A 22,607-nucleotide genomic window follows, 5' to 3' on the forward strand; every position below is an offset into this window, starting at 1 on the left:
GCTTTCGCAGACGTGCCTCTGACAAAGTGACTAGATGGGCAGCAGACTGCTTGTTTTTATCCGGCTTGACCCTTTAAAATCAGCCCCTCTATTCTGCAAATTCCCAAAGGCCGTTTCTCTGAATCAGGCCGCTGGCCGAGTCCATAGCTGACTTATCATCAGCCTGAATATCAGTCCGGTTGAGGAGAATAACCGGCGTCTGTGCGGCTGAAGAAAAAGCCAGCATCTGCTCGTTTTCATCTCTCACAGTCACTTCCAGTTTGACCTTGATGTCATTAAGAGCCGATAAATCACATTCATAAGTGACCGTTTTATGACCGCTTCCCCTTGTAGGATAGTCCATAGAATTATCATTATAAACCCAAATATTGCGGTCAATATCTGTTAAAGACAGAGCAATGTAAGTTGCTGTATCATCTAATACATCATAGGAAATCTGAAACTGTATTTTCTCATCCGGCCTGATACGGCTGGCAGAAAGCAGTTTCACTTCTAAATTATCAACCTGAGGCGCTTTTGATTCAGCTGCTGTCTGCGCATCATCTTGATCAGCCTTTTCATCAATAACCTGTTCCGTATTATCAAAACTGTACTGATTGGCAACATCAAATGGTTCGCCATAGGCTTTTACTAAACCATCTTCAATTAAAACAGCACGGTTGCAATACTTCTTCACCGCTGCCATATCATGTGTAACCAAGATAGTTGTCTTACCACTGTTTTTTCGCTCTAAAAAGTAATCATTGCACTTGCGCTGAAATGCTTCATCTCCCACAGCCAGCACCTCATCGAGAATCAAAACATCTCCCTGTGCCTTAATAGCAACTGAAAAGGCCAGACGCACCTGCATACCGCTTGAATAGTTTTTAAGCTTTTGATTCATGAATTCTTTCAGCTCAGCGAAATCAACAATGTCATCATACATGGCATCAATCTCATCTGTTGAAAAACCGAGCAGAGCACCATTCATATAGACATTTTCTCTGCCGGTCAGTTCAGGATTGAAACCAACACCCAGTTCAATAAAAGAGACCAGTTTTCCATTAACCGTGACTTTTCCTTTTTCCGGCACATAGATTTGTGAAATAATTTTCAAAAGTGTTGACTTTCCAGAACCATTTCGGCCAACTATCCCAAAGAAATCACCTTCTGCCACTTCAAAGTTAATATCTTTGAGAACATGCTGTTCAGTGTAGCCTTTAATACCCTTAAAACGATTCACCATAGCTGTGCGTAAACTATGAGTGCTTTCTGTCGGTAATCGAAAATATTTACTGACATGATCAACTTTTACTGCAATATTTTTATCTGTCATTAGAGAATCTCCGCAAATTTCTTGGATTGTTTATTAAAAATTAAAAGTCCAATCAAAAAAACAAGGACTGGCAGAAGATAAGGAATCGCCACAATAGATTTATGATTAATCAGCTGCCAAATCGGCGTATTAGCAGGATCAATCAGGAAATAACGTAAATCCTGAATGATCTGAGCAAGAGGATTGAGCATCATGAGTTTGCCGGCAACAATATTTCGTTCTGTCACAAAGGTAATCGGATAAATAATCGGTGTCGCATACATTCCGGCCTGCATCACAACTTCCCAAATCTGCGATAAATCACGAAATTTTACAAATAAAGCAGATAAGATCAAAGCAATTCCTGTTGCTAAAAGAAACAGTTCGATGAAAAAAGGAACAATCATAATAAGAGTCCAGGAAAACTGCACACCGTTAAATAAAGCAAAAATCATCACAACAATCAGATTGATGCCAAAATTGATAGCAGCTCCGCAAATTGCTGAGACGACAATGATGCTTTTAGAAAAATGCAGTTTCCTCAGCAAATCCCCCCTCGTTACAATTGAGACCATTCCCATATTGGTTGCTTCTGAGAAAAAACCCCAAATAACATTAGCCAGCAAAAGAGCTACTGGGAAATGCGGGACATCACCGCCCAAGCGCAAAAAATGGATAAAGACAACATACATAATTGCGAAAAGCATCAAAGGCTTTAGAATAGACCAAAGGTAACCAATGGCAGAACCTTGGTAGCGCAGTTTAAAGTCTGTTTTTATCAATTCTTTTAACAAAATACGGTTTTTTCGACTAAATAAACCCATTTATTTTCTCCTATAACCAAACTTAGTGATAATCAATGTGCGAAAAACAAAGGTATGGAAAGCTCGGTTCTTCCTAAAACCATAGCTTCTTAAAAGCTTCAGCCGTTCGCTAAAAGGGTTATCAAGCAAATGGACATAAGCTTTGACTAAATCTCTGTTTTCATCAGATAAATCTAAATCCAGCAAGTTTTCTGCCTGCTTTTGACTGGCAGTAATCAGCCGCCAGTATTTTTCCAAAAGCTTATGCGGCCGCAGCCAGTTTTTCAGGCGTTTTGACCAAGTTCTGGCTCCTAAAACATTATTGTCATGCTGGCGGTAAAGCTCGGTCGCTTTATCTAAATAAACCAGATGACCGGAAGCACTTGCCATTAAAGCCAAATACCAATCATGCATCAGGAGCTGGCGGCAGTGCTGCCACTTTTCAGCTAAACACTGATTGATCAGCATGGTGCCTCCAGTCACTGTGTTCTCTGTCAGTTCTGACAGCAAATCTGTATTAGCATGTCCTGACTGGGCTTTTATCATACTTTCCTGAAGGACGGCCAAATCCCTGTTAACTGTCTTTAAGTCTGTATAAACAGCTAAAGGAGCGCTCCTATCATACTTACCAGCTTCTTCTAATGTCACTTCCAGCTTATCTTTCAGCCAAACATCATCTTGATCGCTGAAAAAATAATAGTCCGCTGTTTCATATTTAACAAGGGTAAAAAAGTTCTCAACAACACCGACATTCTCACGTTTATCGGCATTGATAAAGCGAATGCGCTGATCTTTTTTTTGGTAATTTTCAATAATTTCCGGCGTTCGGTCACTCGAGCCGTCATCCCTAATTAAGAGCTGCCAGTTTTCAAATGTCTGCGCTTGAATGCTTTCAATTTGCTCCGCTAAAAAGTCTTCTCCATTATAGGTCGACATTAGAATATTAACTTTCATTTAAAAATAAATCCTCATATTCCTTGGTAATTTTTCCCCAAGTATAATGGCTGCGGACAATTTCTTTAGCATTTTGCGCCAAAGCAGAAAAATCGCTTTGTTCATCGATGCTGTTGAGGAGCTGTGCCAAAGCACCCTGTTTTTTGTCCCAGTAAAGCGCTGAGTTCCCTGCAACAGATCGGTTGAAATCCACACCTAAAACCACATTTAAATCTGTGTGCGCCAAAGCTTCTAACAGTCCCGGATTAGTTCCGCCAACCTCGTGTCCATGAATATAAGCAAAAGCCTGCTCACGGATATAGTTAAGCAAATCGCGATCATAAACAGTCCCCGCAAACTTAATCCGTTTATCCTGTTCAAAATGGGTAGCTGCTCTCAATTTTTCAAAATAAGGAGAATTTTCATGGTTGCAAATAATCAGTAAATCCCTTTGGCTTTTAGAGTGCATAAACTCACGGATAATGGTTTCGTAATTATTTTCTGGAACAAAGCGTCCAACCAGAAGGTAATACTGCCCCTGTTTAAGTCCCCATTTCTCAAAATATGCTGAAACTTTTTTGGCATTTGCCGACAGCTCAGTCAAAGACATATCTGTCCCGTAGGCAATAAAACGGGTCTGTGCATTGGGATAGGCTTGCTTAATATAATTCTCAATGCCAGTATTATCAGCAATCACTAAATCAGCCTGATTAGCCATACATTTTTCAGCGTATTTTAAATAGGTCTGCACTGGCTTGGACCATTTCGACCGTTTCCATTCCAAACCATCCGGGTTAATATACAGTTTCCCGCCTACCTGCTGAATTTTTTTCTTAAAAATACTGATAAAAGCACCAATTGTGTTACCTAATATATAAAAAATCGGTGAAGCAATGTTTTCCTTTTTAATAATAGACAAACTGTAATTAATCGCCAGCATATCGTAAGCAATAACGCGGGCAGGGCCGATCGAGGGAGCTTTAATGGTAAAACAGTCCGCACCCAAATAAGTCCAATGGCTGTGGTGCTCCTTATCGCTCAGACAGGCAACATGATAGCAGATCTCTTTATTTTTTTGATGTTTTATTAATTCTTCAACAAATGTTTCAAAACCACCATATTTAGCAGGCAAGCCGCGGCTTCCTATGATGAAAATATGTTGCATAAGTGCACTTCTCCATTATATACAATCAAAGTCATTATACCATAATACCATTATTTTTGCGAAAAAAGTTAAAAACCGAACACTCAGCTACCGCTCAAATTCCAGCTCCTGACTTAGATGAAAAACGGTTTACAGCAATCTAAGGATTTTCTCTTTTACAAAGCATCAAAAAACGAGGCAGGACTTTTTGTCCCCTGCCTCGTTTTACTTTTTTAAACAGATGCGTTTGGCGCAGTGGTTGATTGGACGTTCTTGTTCCTTGTTGCTTGCGCGAAGGATAGCGGTTCCCCTGATCAACTGTACGGAGGCGGGGCTGCAAAATCGAAAGCGTCATTTTATGATAATTTACGATTTTTGTCCTACTTTCTCAACTCACACACCAATTCAAGAAAACTCTGTGCAAAGCAGCATCGGTAAACATTTTTTGAATGATTTCAGCCGCTAAAACACAGGGAAAAGCGGCTTATTCTTTGATATCCTGTTTGTAAAATGCCTGCAGGGCTTCCTGCCAAGTCGGAATCACAAAGCCGGTTCCCTTAGCCTTAGTTAAGCTCATGGTCGAATTAAAAGGGCGTTTAGCCTTAGCTGGGAATTGATCGGAAGCAACCGGTGTTACGGTAACATCGCTGTCTTTCAGAATCTCAAGGGCAAAATCATACCAGGTTGTATCTTCTTTAGCATCGTTAGATAAATGATAATAGCCGAATGCTTTTTGATTTTCTGCCAGATAAGTCATAAACTCAGCCAATGTTCTTGTCCAAGTCGGACGGCCATGCTGATCATTAACCACAGTCAGGCTGTCATGTGTTTTAGCCAAATTTTGCATAGTAAAAACAAAATTTTTCCCATAGTTACCAAACACCCAAGCCGTACGAATAATATAAAACTGGTCTGTATACCTTTCAACAGCTTCTTCTCCCAGACGCTTGGTACGGCCGTATTCCGTCTGTGGATCAGGCTGGTCGGTCTCCAGCCATTCTTGGCCGATAGGCTTATTGCCATCAAAAACATAATCTGTTGAAATATAGACTAATTTGGCTTTATGCTCAGCTGCCGCCCGTGCTACATTTTCTGTACCGGTAACATTAATAGCATAGTCCAGTTCTTTCCCTTCATCTTCAGCAGCATCAACAGCGGTATAAGCTGCACAGTGATAAACCAGAGTCGGCTTCACCTGCTCAAAAACAGCCTTCACTTTCTGAGCATCAGTAATATCCATTTCAGCAACATCAACTGCAACATAGTCCTCGTTGCGTTCATCCAGCAAATGGCGCAGTTCTGTCCCCAATTGTCCCTTAGCACCAGTAATTAAAATCATTGTGAAACTCCTTTAAATTTGTACTCACCCTATTTTACACTAAAAAAAAGGAATTTTCATCCCTTTTTCATCAAGATACAAAGGCCGTTTTAAAATCCGTATGAAAATGACGGTAAGCCAGAAATCTATGATTTCGTCTGCGCACCTCTGCCAGGACGGCTAGAAGGGTGCGGTCGGCTGCTAAGACGACAAAGCCTTCAGACGGCTACGGCTGACGGTAAACCAGAAATCTATGATTTCGTTGACGCACCCCTGCCAAGATGACTAGAAGGGTGCGGTCGGCTGCTAAGACGACAAAGCCTTCAGACGGCTACGGCTGACGGTAAGCCAGAAATCTATGATTTCGTCTGCGCACCTCTGCCAGGACGGCTAGAAGGGTGCGGTCGGCTGCTAAGACGACAAAGCCTTCAGACGGCTACGGCTGACGGTAAACCAGAAATCTGAGATTTCGCAGACGCACCCCTGTCAAGACGACTAGGGCTGTTTAGCAATATGCTTGCACCGCGACGGACTTCATCTTTTTCATTAGGATTTTAGGCCGTGTTCAATTTCACCAAGATACAAAGGCCGTTTAAAAATCCGTATGAAAATAGGGGCTGACAAGTGATGCTTGCATCACGCTGGCAGACATCTTTTTCACTAGGATTTTAGGCCGTGTTCAATTTCATCTCAGCGGATACCGAGTGCAATTCTGGCATAGCGGCTCATCTTTTCAATATTCCAAGCCGGTGTCCAGACCAAGTTCACTTTTGTCTCAGTAACTTCCGGAATGTCTCTCATGACATCATAAATCTGATCCGTTAAAAGATCAGCCAAAGGACATCCCATAGTTGTCAGCGTCATGTCAATTTCTGTATAGCCGCTGTCTGCAAAACGGATTTCATAAATCAAGCCGAGATTGACGATATCAATTCCTAACTCAGGATCAATCACCATCTCAAGTGCTTCAAGAATCCGGTCCTTAATTCCGACAACCTCTTCTTCTGTATATTTTTTTTCAGCCATATTCACTTCCTCCGTCCTGTCTTTAACTTCGGTCCCGCTAAACAGCTTGGCTGAACCAAGAACACAGACGATTTTACAGTTTCCTTCCTTTTAGCAGTACGAGATAACATTCTGAATGGTAAAACCCCGCCCTTTCCCGCACATTGACTGCTAATAAATCACTGCTGCGGCAAACTTTAATGAATTAGAATTCACATTTTGAAAATACTTTTTGCTGATCCACAACTAATCAATCTTCAATAAAGTCACGCAGCTGTTTGCTGCGGCTTGGGTGGCGCAATTTGCGCAAAGCCTTAGCTTCAATTTGGCGAATACGTTCACGTGTTACATTGAAGACCTTGCCAACATCTTCAAGTGTGCGCATTTTCCCATCATCTAAACCAAAGCGCAGGCGCAGAACGTTTTCTTCACGGTCGGTCAGAGTATCTAAAACTTCGTCCAGCTGTTCGCGCAGAACGACCCGTGTTGTATAATCAATAGGATTTTCAATCACTTCATCCTCAATAAAATCACCAAGATGGCTGTCATCTTCTTCTCCAATCGGTGTCTCCAGTGAAACTGGCTCCTGTGCGATCTTGAGAATTTCCCGGACCTTGTCCGGTGTCATATCCATACGTTCAGCAATCTGCTCTGGAGTAGGATCCTGACCAAGTTCCTGAAGAAGGTTGCGCTGCTCCCGAACCAATTTATTGATTGTTTCTACCATATGAACCGGAATCCGGATGGTCCGTGCCTGATCTGCAATAGCCCGTGTAATAGCTTGACGAATCCACCATGTAGCATAAGTTGAAAACTTAAAACCCTTAGAATGGTCAAATTTGTCAACAGCTTTCATTAAGCCCATATTGCCTTCCTGAATCAAATCGAGAAACTGCATGCCCCGGCCAACATAACGTTTAGCAATAGAGACAACCAGACGCAGGTTGGCTTCGGCTAAGCGCTGCTTAGCTTCTAAATCACCGTTGGCAACCGCTACAGCCAGTTCAGTCTCTTCCTCGCTGCTCAGCAGAGGAACCACACCGATTTCCTTGAGATACATACGGACAGGATCATTAACTTTAGCAGAGTTGCTGCCAAGCAGTTCTTCATCAGTGAGTTCTTCCGGCTTCGGTTCTTCAATAATATATTTTGCCGAAGGATTTCCTTCTTTATCAGTTATTGAAATACCGCCGTCAGTTAACCTTTCAAGGAGATCATCAATCTGGTCCGCATCAAGTGCAAAAGGGATAACCAGCTTTTCTGTCACCTCATCATCAACTGCTGTCCCTGCTTTTTTATGATTGCGAATAAACTCAGCAACTTGAACATTAAATGTTGTAATCTCTTTTTCTTTGGCCATATTTTCCTCTATTCCATTTGTCTTTTCTGAGCAATTAAATTTTCCAGTGCTTTCAAAGCATCATCAACATCACCGTGATTACTGGATTCACGAATCCGTTTACTCTGCCGCTGCAGTTCCTGCTCTTTCAGTAAACGGGCCCGCTTATTTTCTAAATCTGCTATCTCGCCTGGGGCAATATCATCCGGTAAATTTTCCTCCAGCATTTGATAATAAACCTGCCTGAGATGATCCGTCATCTGAGCTAAGTCTAAATCAGTAATTTCCCCCTGTTTCTTGACAATTTGGTATAAAGCTTCAAGTTCCTCAGTTTCAAAAGAAAACTCCTCCTTATTTCTGTACTCACTTAACAAATAGTCGTGATGAAGAAGACGGTGCAAGAGCTGACTCTCTGTTTTGACAAGCGCCGTGAGCCGCTTTGACAGCGGCAAATTAACAGTTTGAACCGGCGTCTGACTAGTCTGATTCTGCCTTAGCTGAGAGCGCTCCGCCAATCTCTCGCTGTTTACAGCCTGTTCTATCTGCAAGTAATCAAAATCCGGCAGCAAATCGGCTACTATATTGATATAGGTATTTTGCGCTGTGATTGATGGCGTCTGAGCAATAATTTTGGCAATTTGCTCTACATAAGCAATTTCAGACTGTAAATTATCTGTATTTTCCGGCTTTAGATGCTGTATCAGAAACTCTGCACTGCTGATTCGAGAGTTCACCAGCAGATTCTGCAGCTCTTCCGGAGAATTTTGCTGACTGAATTCATCCGGATCCATTTGATTAGGAATACGGACAATTTCGACAGACAAATCTTTCAAAAGCTCCAAAGCCTTAGCTATAGCATTCTGTCCGGCCCGATCCCCGTCATAAGTCAATATCACTTTTTTGGTGAATTTCTTTAAATGGCTGATATGCTCAGCTGTCAAAGCAGTCCCCATTGAAGCGACAGCATTTGCTGTTCCTGCGCGGTAAGCTGCTATCACATCCATAAAGCCTTCCATTACATACACTTCATGCTGTTTACTGATAACAGCCTTAGCTTTATCCAGATGGTAAAGCTCATAAGATTTATTAAAAATAAGTGTTGAACGGGAATTTTTATATTTAGCTTCTTGCCTGTCACTGTCTGCCTGCTCAGTCCAAATCCTTCCGGAAAAGGCAACCGTACGCCCCTGATCGTCAGTCAAGGGGAACATAATCCGGTTTCTAAAGGCATCATAAACCGTTCCGGTTTGTTCTGCGATATTGAACAAACCGGAATCAGCAATCGTTTCTTCCGGATAGTTAGCCTTTAGAGACTGATAGAGATAATCGCTTTCATCAGGAGCCAGCCCAATATTAAAATAAGTGATCATATCATCTGTCAACCCTCTTTGATAAAGGTAATCACGAGCTGACTGACCGATTCTTGTTGTCATCAAAACAGCATGATAAAATTTGGCAGCATCTTGATGAATATCAAAAAGGTTTTGATGGGGATGAACCTGCTTGGTTTTAAGAGACGGTGTCTCAAGCTGCAGCGTTATACCGCTGCGTTCGGCTATGATTTTGACACTCTCTAAAAAACTGACCTGTCGGTATTCTTCAATGAATTTAAAAACGTCTCCGGATTTTCCGCAGCCAAAACAGTGGAAAAACTGACGGTCTTCAATCACATTAAAAGAGGGTGTCTTTTCTTTATGAAAGGGGCAGAGGCCTAAATAATTGCGGCCAGCCTTAGACAGACTGACAGCTTCTCCAATCACTTCTACAATGTTAACACTGTTTTTGATTTCGGCAATCATTTCTTTATCTAAGACCAAACGCTCACCTCCACACAAAAACCCATTTTAATCTTAGACTTCATTATAGCATTTCCAAGGGCATTTGTAAATTTTAAAAAATTGAGCATCCATCTTGCTTTTCGGGTATATTTTTTTTATAATGGAAAACAATAAAAGGAAAGGAAAAAAAATGATTAAAGAACTTAAAGAATTTTTATTTCGGGGAAATGTTGTTGATTTAGCTGTTGCCGTTGTTATGGGTGCTGCTTTTAATGCCATTATCACTTCACTTGTTGGTGATATCATCACTCCCCTTATCCTTAACCCGCTCGTTGAAGCCGCTGGCGTTGAAAATTTAACCGGTCTTTCATGGCATGGTATCGCTTATGGCAGCTTTTTGAGCGCTGTTATTAACTTCCTTATCGTCGGTACGACTCTTTTCTTTGTCGTTAAAGCGGCTAATAAAGCAACAGCTCTCAGCAAAAAACAAGCTGAAGAGGAAGAAGCTGAAGCTGGGCCAACACAAGAAGAACTGCTCGCAGATATCCGTGACCTGCTTGCTGAAAAAAAATAGTTTAAAAATACGGGACAAAAACACATTTTCGAACGAATCGATTTTGTTGTCCCATTTCCACACAGTTGGTCAGACTTCTATAGCCATTAAACAGTCTGGTGCTGTTTATTGCGCATTAAAACTGGGACATTTTTGTCCCTTTTTTTGTCAAAAAACAACAGGCTGAATGCATTTCAGCCTGTTTTCTTTATTCTCTGCTGTTTAGAATTTTTTACGTTTACGAGCTGCTTCTGATTTGCGTTTGCGTTTTACAGAAGGCTTTTCATAGAATTCACGTTTGCGTGATTCTTGAAGAGTACCAGCTTTAGTCACAGAACGTTTGAAGCGACGAAGAGCGTCGTCAAGTGATTCGTTTTTACGTACTACTGTCTTTGACATGGATTTCACCTCCTCAAGATAATGTAACATTTTCACGTTCAATTAATAGAATAGCTAAATTTCCTTTAAAAGTCAACACTTACTCATCAGAAATATCAACTTTTCGGTTGGCCTTGCTTTCTCGCTAAATTTCAAGTTGAAGTTAGCCACTGAATACAATTTCTCTAGGTGTCTTGTAGTTTAATATTCGTTTGGGATAATTGTTTATCCACCATTCAATCTGAGTGGCCAGTTTTCTGGTCGCTCTTGTTTTTCCCTTGGGTAGGAAACGTCGAATAAGACGGTTGTGATTCTCATTAGAGCCTCTTTCCCAAGAGCAATAAGGGTGAGCATAGTAGATCTTCTCTTCACTAAAAATCTCGCTTAGTCTAGCAAATTCTGCCCCATTATCAGCTGTGATTGACGTGATCTGATATTCCTGTAAAATGCTCGACAAGGCTTCGTTAACGGCTTGTGCTGTCTTACTGGGCAAGTAACGAATGATTTCATACCTGGTTTTTCGATCTGTTAATGTCAGAAAGCAAGGCGCTTTAGCCCGTGTCTGAACAACCGTATCAATCTCATAATGCCCAGCCTCCAGTCGTTGAGTGATCGCTTCAGGCCGCTCCTCAATCGACTTTCCAACAGGCATGAAATTAGGACTGGCTGTTTTCTTAGGGGATTTGCCTTTTCTTGGATACAGCCTATCTGCCTTAGTCAGCCCCAGGTACCCCTTGTCCATCCAGTAGTATATGGTGGATTGTGGGACGTTGACTTTACGTTTTGAAATCATCTCAGGTGACCACTTCAGCTTGATGTAGTGGACAATGGTTTCCTTGACTTTCTTCGTGAGACTAACAGCTTTACGGCTATTTTTTCGATTAATCTCATACACTTCCTGAGCTCTATCCGCCCTATAAAGCTTCTCAAACTTCCCCTTACGCACCTGTTGGAGGACCAGTCCACGTTTCATCTCGTTGTTTATCGTTTGAGGAGCTTTGCCTAAGAGACCTGCAATCTCACGATTAGATTTCCCTTCTTGCTTCCAGCGTTCAATCAAGCGGCGATCAGCTATTGTCAAGTGCTTGCCTGTTGGTGTATAATGGTCTTGCATCTCTATGTCCTTTACTTGTGTTTTCGTCAACTACAAGTGTAACATAGAGGTGTTTTTTTGCATCTAAGTGGCTAACTTCATTTTAGAACTTTCAGGCCTTGCTTTCTCACAATCTTTTTTCATTGTGTCCTCAGCCTTATATTTCAGAGCTTCTGCTGTCTTTTTCATTTTTGAAAGTAGTTTTTCTTTGACAGTTTTCCTGTTTTTTTCTAAAATAGTTAACAAAAGTAATTACTTTTGTTACTCAGAGGAGGATTGTTATGCCATCTATTGCCAAACAGTTTGCAGAGCTTTATGACAAAGCCTTGATTCGTTTTCAAAACAGCAGCCTGCGCAGTACAGATTTTCCGGATTTATCAGCTAATGAAGAGCACTATATTGATCTTTTATATGACTTAGGAAAGACAACTCTGACTGCCTTTTCACGGAAAGCTAAAATTTCTAAACCTGCTGCAACACGGATCATCCACAGCTTTTTGGACAAAGGCTATTTAAGTAAAACACCTTCGCAAACTGATAAACGAGTGTCTTACTTAGAGCTTAATGCAGAACTGCAGGAACACTGCCGCAAAAACCTTGAACTGGCAGACACTATTTTTCTGGATATGCTGTCAGTACTGGATGAGAAAGAGCGCAAGCAGCTTGCTTATCTTATCAATAAAGTTAACAAGGAATTTAGGTAAATATTATGGAACAGAAAAAAATTGAACAAAAAGCGTTAAGGATTGGTATTATTATCAATATCCTAATGGGACTGACAGGATTAATTGTCTACCGTATAACGATGCTTGAAGCACTCTTTATTGATTCTTACTATACCATTATCGCTCTTTTATCTGGATTACTCGCTATTTTCATCTCTAAAAACAGTTCTAAAAAAAACAGCCGGTTCCCAAATGGTTTCTTTATTTTAGAGCCGGTCTATGCTCTGGCAAAATCCGTACTGTCCCTAGTTTTACTGATATCATCGACGGCGGCTGTTTCCATAAGAGCCTACTATTATTTCACAAAAGGAAAAGGTGAAATTTTAAATGTAGCTCCTATCATCCCTTATGCTTTAATAATGATTTGTCTTTGTTTAGGATTATCTTATTATTATAGAAAACAGAATCGGAAAATCGGCGGTGCCAGCACGATGCTTTTATCTGAAAGTAAAAACGCCTTTGTCGACGGTATGATTTCAGCAGGTGTGGGGGCGGCCGCATTTTTTGTTTTACTGATCGATGTCGAGTCTCCCCTTGGTTTTCTTAAATACACAGGAGATTTTTTCATCACAGTCACTCTTGTTCTCTTTGTTATCAAAGAACCTCTATCTATCATTCGGGGCTCCAGTTTTGAGATTGCCGGAGGTACTGTGAAAGGCAGCGAGGCTGCAAGGCAAATCGAATCCTGTATTCAATCGCATTTTAAGACAGCCGGTTTGATTCAAAACTGTCATATCTATAAAGTCGGCATGTCTTTTCAAGTCTACTTGAGGCTGGGCAGAGAAGCAGGTATTCTCAATATGGAAGAACTTTCTGCTAAAAAAGAAATGGTTTTAAACGATTTAAAACAAAGCTATGAATATATCAGTTTAGATTATATCTGCTGAAGTCAAATAGGGCTTTGGAGCTGTCAGTCTGGCAAAAGTTTTTGAGGGCACTCTCATTTTATCTATAATTTAGAGGCCGGGAGATACGTTTCACAATCTCCCGGCCTCTTTTCATGCTTTTCTTTATTCGACGGCGTCGCCTGTTAATTTAGCTGCTTCAGTAATGAAGTCTTTATATTTATCTTCTTTTTTTAGTTGTTTAATGACCTTGTTAACGGTCTTGAGCAGCTCCCCGCTATCTTTTGGCATGGCAACAGCTTTAGCATCTCCTTCATCTGTTTCAAGAGCAAAAGAAGCTAGAGCTAAATCCGGATTTTGCGATAAATAGCCTTCTGCAACTGGTTTTTCTAAGTCAACTGCCTGAACCTGCCCTGATTTTAATTCATTAATAGCTTCACCCATAGCTGTCAGCGGAACGATGTTAGCATCCGACAGCTGGTCTTTAACCAGTCTTTCCTCAATAGTTCCTTTTTGCACAGCTACTTTTTGACCGGACAGACTGTCAGCGGATGTATAAGTATCTATATCATCAGCTTTGATCAGAACGGCATTTTCCGTTTCATAGTAAGGTTCGGAAAAGTCATACACTTCAGCACGTTCTTTAGTGTAAGAAAGTCCGGAAATAGCCAAATCAGCTTTCCCATTCTGCAAACTGGAAAGCACATTATCAAAACTCATTGACGACAGTTCTAATTCCACGCCAAGTTCATCGGCAATAGCCTGTGCCAGTTCGACGTCAGCACCTACTATTGTGTCCTTACCGTCAATCAGAGCTTTAAACTCAAATGGCGCGTAATCCGGACTGATAGCTACGACTAATTTTCCCTTATCCTCAATTTTTTCCTGAAGACTTTCATTAGAAGATGAAGCACAAGCCGTTAAAAAAAGGCCGGCGAACAGGGCAGCAGCCCCTAAAACTATTTTTCTCAATTTCATAATTCCTTCTTTCTTTAAATAACGATATAAAGGGTAAGAATCAAATGTTCCTACATTAAAGTAATGGTTTGAATAAAAGTCCGTTTTTGCCAACTTTTCAGACAAATAAGAAAACCAGCGCTGTTGCCAGTAGCCTTCTTTGACTTTCTGCCTGCGGCATTCTTGCTAGTTTGCCGCCGATAAGCAGAGAGACAGCCTTTTCAGACCTTCTTTTAAAGTCTCCGGCTGGCAGCAGTAGCCTATACGGATATGTCCTTCACGGTCAAAGCGACTCCCAGGGACCACCAATACCCCGTAATGTTTTAACAGCTCCAGACAAAACTCTTCCACAGGCTGCGTGATATCCAGTCTGACAAAGGAGGTTGACACTGTATCAGGCGGGATGAGACTGGCTTTTTCTTCGTGTCTGATCCAGTCTTTTAAAAGCTGTAAATTTGTTCTGACAATTCGTCGATTGCGCTCCAGTATCTGCTGCCGATTTTCTAGGGCCAAAGTAGCCACCATATCAGCAAAAACGCCGACGGAAATCATAGTGTAATCACGATAAGTTTTCAGCCGCTCAATCAGTTCCTCTCCTGCTGCTACCCAGCCGACACGGATACCGGGCAAGGAATAAGTCTTAGAAAGACTGTTGACTGAAATCCCCTTATCATACAAATCAGCAACAGCTGGAAAATTCTGTTCCCCAAATGACTGATATACCTCGTCAGATAAAATATACGCACCGCATGATTGGGCGATGCTAACCAGCTCTTTAAGGTAGTCGGCATCCATGACTGCTCCAGTTGGATTATTAGCATTATTGAGGCAAATCATTTTTGTATCGGACCGAACCATTCGCCGCAAATCATCCAAATCGGGCAGCCAGCCGGCCTCCTCTTTAATATGCCAGAATTCCACTTCTGCCCCCAGTGATCTGGGAATATCATAGAGCTGCTGATAAGTAGGGTAAAGAGAAATCACATGATCGCCCGGTTCAATCATTGCATACAAAACAAGCCAGTTAGCACCAGTAGCTCCATTGGTCTGTATAATATTATCCGGTTTTAGATTCTGATATAAACATGCAGCTGCTTTTTTAAAGCTCGATGATCCTTCAATCCAGCCGTAATCCTGAGGCCTGTCTGTCAAATCCTTAAAAAAAACTGCTGAATCGGTTGCTGTTAACTGAAACAATTCAGTTAGGCTGAGGGAGGCAATAGAAACACCAGCAATATCGTACTGCGCCTCCTTTTCATATCTGTTAAGCCATTCTTCCACTCCAAAACGAGGTAATTTCATCTTTTCTCCTATTATGATGATATTCAGCTTGATCGGTTTGTACATGTCATACTGTCTCTGCTGGGAGACTTCGCCCTGAAAAACAGTCAAATGCTTTTTTTTGAAAAACGAAAGAAAGCTGAGTTTTTCAGCTCAGCCTCCTCTCTGACCGATTATATTTGAGTCAATACCTGCTTACTGCATTCGGCGTGATTATTCCGGCCTATTCTTTTTCGGAAACGGAGAGTTCATAGGCTTCCTGAACAAACTGATCAATCTTACCGGACTCTTTTAGTTCCGTAATAACTTTATCAACCTTTTCCTTTAAGGCTGCACTGTCTTTTGGCATAGCCACAGCATAAGCATCTGAGTCTCCAGATTTTAAGCTGATATCAGCGATAGCTAAATCGTCATTTTTCGCAACATAGCCTTCAGCAATCGGTTTCTCAAGAACAACACCGTCAACTTGAGAATTCTTCAATTCATTAATCATTTCGCCGTTTTGCGTCAGAGAGACAATATTAGCATCAGACAGCTGCTCCTGAGCTACTGATTCCTGAATAGAACCCTTTTGCGTTGCAACCGAAAGTCCGGAAAAAGCTGCTGTATCCTTGTACTTATCCAAATCAGCCTTTCTGACAATCACGACATTAACAGACTCATAGTAAGTTTCAGAAAAATCATAAACTTTACGCCGTTCTTTCGTAGCTGATATCCCCGAAATAGCAATATCAGCCTTACCGGACTGAAGACTGGCCAAAACGTTATTGAAAGACATTGACGAGAATTTCACCTTAACACCGAGCTCCTCGCCAATAGCCTCTGCAATCTCAACATCAGCACCGACAATTGTATCTTTACCGTCCACGAGAGTTTTAAATTCAAAAGGAGCAAACTCAGGATTCATAGCAACAACCAGTGTCCCTTTAGCCTGAATGTCTTTGACAGAAGTATCCTCTTTACCGCCCGAACCGCAGGCTGTTAAAACAAGTCCTGCCGCTAAAAGGACAAATCCCTGCAAAACTTTTTTTACTTTCATTTGCTTTCTCTTTTCCATTTTAATATGTTTACATTATATTTTATAATTATACAATTGTCAACGATTATTTTATAAAAATCCAAAGAACCGACAGATAGAACAGCTGGCTCGATTGCTGACAGCACATTCAACAATCGGGTTTATGTTCCATCTCTCGGTTCTTTCTGTGATAATCTCTCAATTAGGCTCTGATGCAGTTAATAACTGTGCCAGATTTCATCATTATACTGTGCAATCGTTCGGTCTGATGAAAAGAAACCTGCCTTGGCAATATTGTGAACAACTTTTTTATTCCAGCTTTCCTGATCTTCATAATCAGACAGCATCTGCTCTTTAACCGCAATATAATCTTCCAGATCAATCAGGGTCATGAACCAGTCTTTAGTAATGATTTCATTGTACAGACGGTTCAGCCGCTCTTGGCTGCCTATTGCTACAAGCTCATCACTTACAATGAAATCAACAGCCTCTTTGATAAGAGGAACATTTTCATAATAGTCTGCAGACTGATAGCCGCCAGTGGCATAAAGATCGATAATAGCATCTGAATCTTGGCCGAAAGTATAGATATTCTCACTGCCGACCAACTCTGCTATTTCGACATTGGCACCATCCATGGTTCCGAGCGTAAGAGCACCGTTGAGCATAAATTTCATGTTGCCGGTGCCTGATGCCTCTTTTGAAGCTAAAGAAATCTGCTCAGAAATATCTGTAGCCGGAATAAGCTTTTCAGCCACTGTCACATTGTAATTTTCGACCAGATGGACATTCAGGTAAGGACTGACCTGCGGATCCTTATTAATGAGCTCTGACAGACAGAGAATCAGATGAATAATATCCTGAGCAATCGTGTAAGCCGGTGCTGCTTTTCCGCCGAAAATAAGGGTTATTTTCCGCTTGGGCAGCTGGCCGTTTTTGATCGCTAAATATTTATGGATGACATAAAGAGCATTCATCTGCTGGCGCTTATACTCATGAAAACGCTTAATCTGAGTGTCGATAATCGAATGTTCATCCAGCTCAATATTTTGATTATCTTTGAGATAACGTTTCAGAGCCACTTTATTTTGATATTTGACAGCAGCAAGTTTTGAATGGACGGCCGCATCTTCAGCAAAAGGCAGTAAATCTTCCAATCTTGCCGCATCATGCAGGTAATCTTGGCCAATTAATTCTTTGATATAGGCTGCTAAATCCTGATTAGCAAATTCCAGCCAACGGCGGAAGGTAATCCCATTCGTTTTATTGTTGAACTTATCAGGATAGATGTCGTAAAAAGATTTTAACTCACTGTTTTTAAGAATATCAGTGTGCAGGGCTGCCACACCATTAACACTGGATGCAAAATGAATATCCATATGCGCCATGTGTACCCGCTTATCATCATCAATTATTTGAACAGAAGAATCGGTATACTTGCTGCGAACCAGAGCATCTAATTTTTTAATAATAGTGACTAAGTGAGGCACCACTTCATCGAGATAGGCAAGCGGCCATTTTTCAAGTGCTTCAGCCAATATGGTATGGTTGGTGTAACCGACCATTTTTTCAACAATGGAAACAGCCTCATCAAAAGCTAAGTCGTGTTTTTCTGTCAGCAGCCTAATCAGTTCGGGGATAACCATGGAAGGATGGGTATCATTGATCTGAATATAAGCATAATCAGCTAAATCATGGAGATTTGAACCACGTTCCAGCGCCTCATCAAGAAGGAGCTGAGCCGCATTGGATACCATAAAATACTGTTGGTAAATCCGAAGCAGTTCTCCATTTTTATCGGAATCATCCGGGTAAAGGAAAAGTGTCAGATTTTTTTTGATTTCCGTTTTATCAAAAGAAATACCATCTTTGATAAGGCTGTAATCCAAGCCATCAATATCAAACAGATTGAGATAATTTTTGTGCTCCTGCTGATATCCCAAAACATCTATCCGGTCAAGACGGGATTTAAGCGTGAAATCTTTGAAAGGAACATCATAGCTAATATCCGTCGGAATCAGCCAGGAATCATCCTCAATCCAGTAATTCGCTTCTGCTTCTTGCTGATGATCCCTAAAGACCTGTTTAAACAGGCCGCAGTGATAGTTAAGGCCAACCCCTTCACCGTTTATTGCCAGTGTAGCCATAGAATCTATAAAACAGGAGGCTAAGCGCCCTAAACCGCCGTTACCTAAAGACGGTTCAGGCTCAATATCTTCTACTTGAGTCAGTGACTTGCCGGCTGCAGCCAGTTCATCTTTTACTTCATCATAAATACCGAGATTAATAAGATTATTTGACAGCAGTTTTCCGATCAAAAATTCTGCCGAAATATAGTAAACTTTACGCTTAGCGGTATTCTTTTTTTTCTGAGCTGCTAATTCTTTGACAAAATCCAAAAGGGCCAGATAAATCTCTTCATTAGATAACTCAGTCAGTTTTTTCCCCTGTTTTTCCAGATATTGACTAAAATTAGTTTTCATCATTTCCATCCTTTTTCTGATTATTAGTGTTTCTGCGATTGTAAATGCTGGTGATTTCAGCTAAGAATGCCTTTTTATCATCAGTCAGGTCATCTGCCAGCATCCGCCATTGCCAGTTGTTCCCGAGAGTATTGGGCACATTCATCCGGCAGTCTGCCGATTTATCCAGTAAATCCTGCATACAGCTTATCGCTATCTTACTAACTGAACCATAAAGCAGCCTTAACATTGCCTGAGCAATCGGCTCATCTGCCTGACGGCGGGTATAGATGTCAGTGTATACTTGCTGTTCAGGTGTCAGATTTTCGTACCAGCCATTAATGACTTCATTGTCATGAGTGCCTGTATAAGCTATCGTATTTGGTATATAATGGTGCGGAATATCAGTGCTTTTGCCTCTGGTATCAAGCAGACCGAATTCCAGAATTTTCATTCCCGGAAAAGCAGTATCCTCCAAAAGCTGCTTGGCACGTTCATCAATATAGCCCAGATTTTCTGCAATAATTGGTAAGTCATCCCCTAGATTAGCCTTAACGGCATCAAATAAAGCACGCCCCGGTCCGGGCTTCCACTCTCCGTCATTAGCTGTCTCGTAATCACCGCGGATTTCCCAATAGTCAGAAAAACCTTTGAAATGATCAATGCGCAAAAGGTCATACAGTTTAAAGCCTTCCCGGATTCGGTACACCCACCAAGTAAAATTGGTTTCCTCGTGCTTGTCCCAAGCATAAATAGGGTTGCCCCAAAGTTGGCCGTCAGCACTGAATTCATCGGCCGGACAGCCGGCCACACAAAGAGGTTCTTTATCGCTGTTTACTTTAAACAGCTCTGGCATGGTCCAGACTTCGACGCTATCGGCAGAAACGTAGATTGGCATATCGCCGATAATCTTTATTCCCTTGTCATTAGCATAAGTTTTCAGAGCCGCCCACTGCTGACTGAAGAAATACTGAGTGACTTTATGGTAATCAATAGCCGCCCTCAATTTTTGCCGGTAATCATCTAAAACGTTTTCTTCACGCCGAACAGCAGCCTTGTCATCCCATTCCTGCAGAGCTTTATTGCCAAAGTGCTCCTTTATAGCCATAAATTCAGCAAAATCTTGAAGCCAGCCGGCTTCTTTTTCAAAAATAGCTAATAAAAGCTCTGCATCTTCCTGCGCCAAAAAAGCCGCTACAGCTTTTTCCAAAATCGGACGCCGGACTGTAAAAATCCGAGCATAATCAACCTTTTCCGGATCTTGGCCGAAATCAACATGCTGATAATCTGCCTTTTCCAGAAAACCCGCTTCCTCCAGCAGCTCAAAGTCAATAAAATGAGTATTGCCGGCAACGGCTGAAAAAGACTGATAAGGAGAATCACCATAACTGGTTGTCGTTAAAGGGAGAATCTGCCAGTAAGTCTGTTCCGTTTCTTCCAAAAAATCAACAAAACGATAGGCTTCTTTCCCAAAGGTTCCGATTCCGAATTCACCGGGCAGAGAACTAATATGCATTAAAACACCGCTTGCACGCTTTTCCATCACACATCTCCTTTAACAAGATACAAAGGCCGTTAAGAAATCCGTATGAAAATAGGGACTGACACGTGATGCTGGCATCACACTGGCAAGCATACTCACAGAAGCAGCCACACTCGTACGTCAGCCCATGGCTTCCTACGATTGCGTCTCTTTTTCACTAGGATTTTAGACCGTGTTCAATTCCAACAAGATACAAAGGCTACTAAGATCGCAAAGCTTTCAGACAGCTGCGGCTGGCGGTAAGTCCGAAATCTTTGATCTCGCAGACAAACCCCTTGCCAGGACGGCTAGAAGGGAACGGTCGGCCGTTAAGACGACAAAGCCTTCAGGCGGCTGCAGCCGACAGCAAGCCTGCCTTAAAATTATTCCGCTTCTTTTCTGTGTCACTCAGCCTTATGTGTTTACGTTAAAAACAATAAAATTATAGCGCAATCGTTTGCGTAAGTCAACTGTTTCCTCATTTTTATTTTTTTTTCGAACATTTAGCATAATAAACCAATACTGATCTGCATACAGCTTTTTTGTCTTAACTATTTAATAATCTTCTTTTGTGCTAATTGATACCTAACTCACCGCAGATTCCTGACGCTTTCCCTCTCTTTAAAAGTGAAAGGAACAATAATTTTTTCGCTAAGCTCTAAATTTGGATTTCTGATAATAGCCAACAGCCGCTTGAAACTAATTGAACCTAAGCTATTGATATTGATATCAAAAGTTGTCAGATAGGGATGAATGAGTTTGCCGTAAACAGAATTGTTAAATGTAATAATAGAAAGATCATCCGGTACTTTAAATCCATAATAAGACAGTAACTGAATTACGCGAAGAGCTAAAACATCTCCAATAACAATCAAAGCCGTTGCCTGAAAATGACGAATGCTCTCAATCAAATTTTCAGCCGTTTCTGGTTTTTTTCGATCAAAGAGCAGGGGCGAATGGCTTGGCAAGCTCAATTTCATGATCCCTTTTAAATAACCAATATAGCGCTCTGACGATATCTCCGACTGTAAATCATCTGTAAGAAAAAGAACTTTTTTATGTCCTTTATTATAAAGAAATTCTACGGCTGTTCTCGCCATGAGCTGATTGTCATTATCAATATAAGTTATTTGATTTTCAAATCCTTCTGGGGCTCCGACAATAACAAAAGGAATCTGATTCGTTAATAAATATTGTTTGATGGGATCGTCCTGTTCAGAATAAAGAATAATAAATCCATCAACGCGCTTCTGCCTGTGCATTAATGCAACTTGTTCTTCTAAATCCCCAATTGTCATTCCAGTTGCAATAGAAACCGTAAAGTCATTATTCTTAGCTTCATTAGTGATAGTAGACAGTATTTGCATGAAAAAGGGATCACTCAGACGATCCGGAGTTAAAAGGGGAGGAAAAACCAAACCAATATTGTAAGTCAAGCCGCTGGCCAGCATCTGCGCAGCAACATTTGGAACGTAACCTAACTCTCGCATTGCTTTTCTTACCTTTTCCTTAGTCTTTAAAGAAATCGATTGATGATCTTTTAAAACCCGGCTGACAGTTGAAGGGTTCACCCCTGCTTTATGTGCAACATCTTTTATCGTAACCACAACTTATCTCCTTTTAAACAAGATACAAAGGCCGTGAAGAAATCCGTATGAAAATAGGGAAGGACGAGCGATGACCTGTATCGCGACGGACTTCATCTTTTTCACTAGGATTTTAGGCCGCGTTCAATTCCATCAAGATATAAAGGCCGTGAAAAACGCAAAAAGAAAATAGGCGGTAAGTCCGAAATCTGTGATTTCGCAGATGCACCCCTGCCAGAACGACTAGAAGGGTGCGGTCGGCTGTCAAGACGACAAAGCCTTCAGACGTTTACGGCTGGCTAAACCTTGTGACTGAACCTCAAATGACAGGTTCCCTCACTCTCCAATTTTCAAGTTCGGACTGCCTGTGCACTCCCGCAGCGTTTAGGCCGTGAAGAAATCCGTATGAATGACGGTAAACCAGAAATCTTTGATTTCGCAGATGCACCCCTAACGGCAAGCCAACATAAAGGCAGCATTAGTCCCAGCATGTTAAATCCATTAAGCTATAAAAGCTTAAACAGTAATAAAAGCAGTGAAAAAGTACATAACCTCAAAAAGAGTGTTAGGAGA

Annotated in this window: 19 protein-coding genes; 3 read left to right on the forward strand and 16 right to left on the reverse strand. The window is 41.3% G+C overall.

All coding sequences use genetic code 11. The features are described from left to right. Positions 1-88 precede the first annotated feature (88 nt). From DDV21_RS07340 to dnaG, 8 genes are all read right to left on the reverse strand, one after another. A complete protein-coding gene (locus DDV21_RS07340; protein ID WP_116878734.1) occupies positions 89-1,315 on the reverse strand; it encodes an ABC transporter ATP-binding protein in 1,227 nt (408 codons plus the stop codon). Then, complete coding sequence (locus DDV21_RS07345) at positions 1,315-2,118, reverse strand: ABC transporter permease (RefSeq protein WP_116878733.1); 804 nt, start codon at positions 2,116-2,118, stop codon at positions 1,315-1,317. Before DDV21_RS07345 ends, DDV21_RS07340 begins: the two co-directional genes overlap by 1 nt. Then, the gene (locus tag DDV21_RS07350) at positions 2,119-3,051 is read right to left on the reverse strand and encodes a glycosyltransferase family 2 protein (protein ID WP_116878732.1); all 933 of its coding nucleotides are present in this window, start codon (positions 3,049-3,051) and stop codon (positions 2,119-2,121) included. Beyond that, the gene (cps2T, locus tag DDV21_RS07355; protein WP_116878731.1) at positions 3,041-4,195 is read right to left on the reverse strand and encodes a beta 1-4 rhamnosyltransferase Cps2T; all 1,155 of its coding nucleotides are present in this window, start codon (positions 4,193-4,195) and stop codon (positions 3,041-3,043) included. The genes DDV21_RS07350 and cps2T overlap by 11 nt, the downstream gene beginning before the upstream one ends. 463 nt (positions 4,196-4,658) lie before the next feature. Next, positions 4,659-5,513 carry a dTDP-4-dehydrorhamnose reductase gene (gene rfbD, locus DDV21_RS07360; protein ID WP_116878730.1) on the reverse strand — a complete coding sequence of 285 codons (855 nt, stop codon included), beginning with the start codon at positions 5,511-5,513 and terminating at the stop codon, positions 4,659-4,661. Between the two features lie 669 nt (positions 5,514-6,182). After that, complete coding sequence (locus DDV21_RS07365) at positions 6,183-6,518, reverse strand: metal-sulfur cluster assembly factor (protein ID WP_116878729.1); 336 nt, start codon at positions 6,516-6,518, stop codon at positions 6,183-6,185. A gap of 229 nt (positions 6,519-6,747) precedes the next feature. Beyond that, positions 6,748-7,857, reverse strand: coding sequence for an RNA polymerase sigma factor RpoD (rpoD, locus tag DDV21_RS07370; RefSeq protein ID WP_116878728.1), 1,110 nt, complete (start codon positions 7,855-7,857; stop codon positions 6,748-6,750). 8 nt (positions 7,858-7,865) lie between these two features. Beyond that, positions 7,866-9,635, reverse strand: a complete 1,770-nt coding sequence (gene dnaG, locus DDV21_RS07375; RefSeq protein ID WP_220431761.1) for a DNA primase — start codon at positions 9,633-9,635, stop codon at positions 7,866-7,868. 169 nt (positions 9,636-9,804) lie between these two features. Here dnaG and mscL point away from each other — a divergent pair, with 169 nt between their 5' ends. Continuing rightward, the gene (mscL, locus tag DDV21_RS07380; RefSeq protein ID WP_116878726.1) at positions 9,805-10,188 is read left to right on the forward strand and encodes a large conductance mechanosensitive channel protein MscL; all 384 of its coding nucleotides are present in this window, start codon (positions 9,805-9,807) and stop codon (positions 10,186-10,188) included. 201 nt (positions 10,189-10,389) lie between these two features. Here the strand turns inward: mscL and rpsU are convergent, their stop codons facing one another. Together rpsU and DDV21_RS07390 are read right to left on the reverse strand one after the other, a co-directional pair. After that, positions 10,390-10,566 (reverse strand): 30S ribosomal protein S21, encoded by a 177-nt coding sequence (rpsU, locus tag DDV21_RS07385; RefSeq protein ID WP_000048058.1) that lies wholly within the window; start codon positions 10,564-10,566, stop codon positions 10,390-10,392. Between the two features lie 142 nt (positions 10,567-10,708). Next, positions 10,709-11,659: an IS30 family transposase gene (locus tag DDV21_RS07390; RefSeq protein ID WP_116879182.1), complete on the reverse strand. Its 951-nt coding sequence runs from the start codon at positions 11,657-11,659 to the stop codon at positions 10,709-10,711. Between the two features lie 260 nt (positions 11,660-11,919). Here DDV21_RS07390 and DDV21_RS07395 point away from each other — a divergent pair, with 260 nt between their 5' ends. Then, the gene (locus DDV21_RS07395; protein ID WP_116878724.1) at positions 11,920-12,342 is read left to right on the forward strand and encodes a MarR family winged helix-turn-helix transcriptional regulator; all 423 of its coding nucleotides are present in this window, start codon (positions 11,920-11,922) and stop codon (positions 12,340-12,342) included. Positions 12,343-12,347: 5 nt separating this feature from the next. Beyond that, positions 12,348-13,250: a cation transporter gene (locus DDV21_RS07400; protein ID WP_116878723.1), complete on the forward strand. Its 903-nt coding sequence runs from the start codon at positions 12,348-12,350 to the stop codon at positions 13,248-13,250. 123 nt (positions 13,251-13,373) lie between these two features. Here DDV21_RS07400 and DDV21_RS07405 read toward each other — a convergent pair whose 3' ends face one another. The 6 genes from DDV21_RS07405 to DDV21_RS07430 all read right to left on the reverse strand — a co-directional run bounded on the left by DDV21_RS07405 (position 13,374) and on the right by DDV21_RS07430 (position 22,055). Further along, a complete protein-coding gene (locus DDV21_RS07405; RefSeq protein ID WP_116878725.1) occupies positions 13,374-14,186 on the reverse strand; it encodes a transporter substrate-binding domain-containing protein in 813 nt (270 codons plus the stop codon). Between the two features lie 165 nt (positions 14,187-14,351). Continuing rightward, a complete protein-coding gene (locus DDV21_RS07410; protein WP_116878722.1) occupies positions 14,352-15,467 on the reverse strand; it encodes an aminotransferase in 1,116 nt (371 codons plus the stop codon). Positions 15,468-15,669: 202 nt separating this feature from the next. After that, positions 15,670-16,485 carry a transporter substrate-binding domain-containing protein gene (locus tag DDV21_RS07415; protein ID WP_116878721.1) on the reverse strand — a complete coding sequence of 272 codons (816 nt, stop codon included), beginning with the start codon at positions 16,483-16,485 and terminating at the stop codon, positions 15,670-15,672. Positions 16,486-16,682: 197 nt separating this feature from the next. Continuing rightward, positions 16,683-18,947: a glycogen/starch/alpha-glucan family phosphorylase gene (gene glgP / locus DDV21_RS07420; RefSeq protein ID WP_116878720.1), complete on the reverse strand. Its 2,265-nt coding sequence runs from the start codon at positions 18,945-18,947 to the stop codon at positions 16,683-16,685. Next, positions 18,937-20,469 carry a 4-alpha-glucanotransferase gene (gene malQ / locus DDV21_RS07425; RefSeq protein ID WP_116878719.1) on the reverse strand — a complete coding sequence of 511 codons (1,533 nt, stop codon included), beginning with the start codon at positions 20,467-20,469 and terminating at the stop codon, positions 18,937-18,939. The genes glgP and malQ overlap by 11 nt, the downstream gene beginning before the upstream one ends. A 569-nt stretch (positions 20,470-21,038) precedes the next feature. Continuing rightward, entirely contained in the window at positions 21,039-22,055 is a 1,017-nt protein-coding gene (locus DDV21_RS07430; RefSeq protein ID WP_116878718.1) for a LacI family DNA-binding transcriptional regulator, read from the reverse strand. Positions 22,056-22,607: the final 552 nt, after the last annotated feature.

The sequence above is a fragment of the Streptococcus chenjunshii genome (assembly GCF_003086355.1).
GTDB lineage: Bacteria > Bacillota > Bacilli > Lactobacillales > Streptococcaceae > Streptococcus > Streptococcus chenjunshii.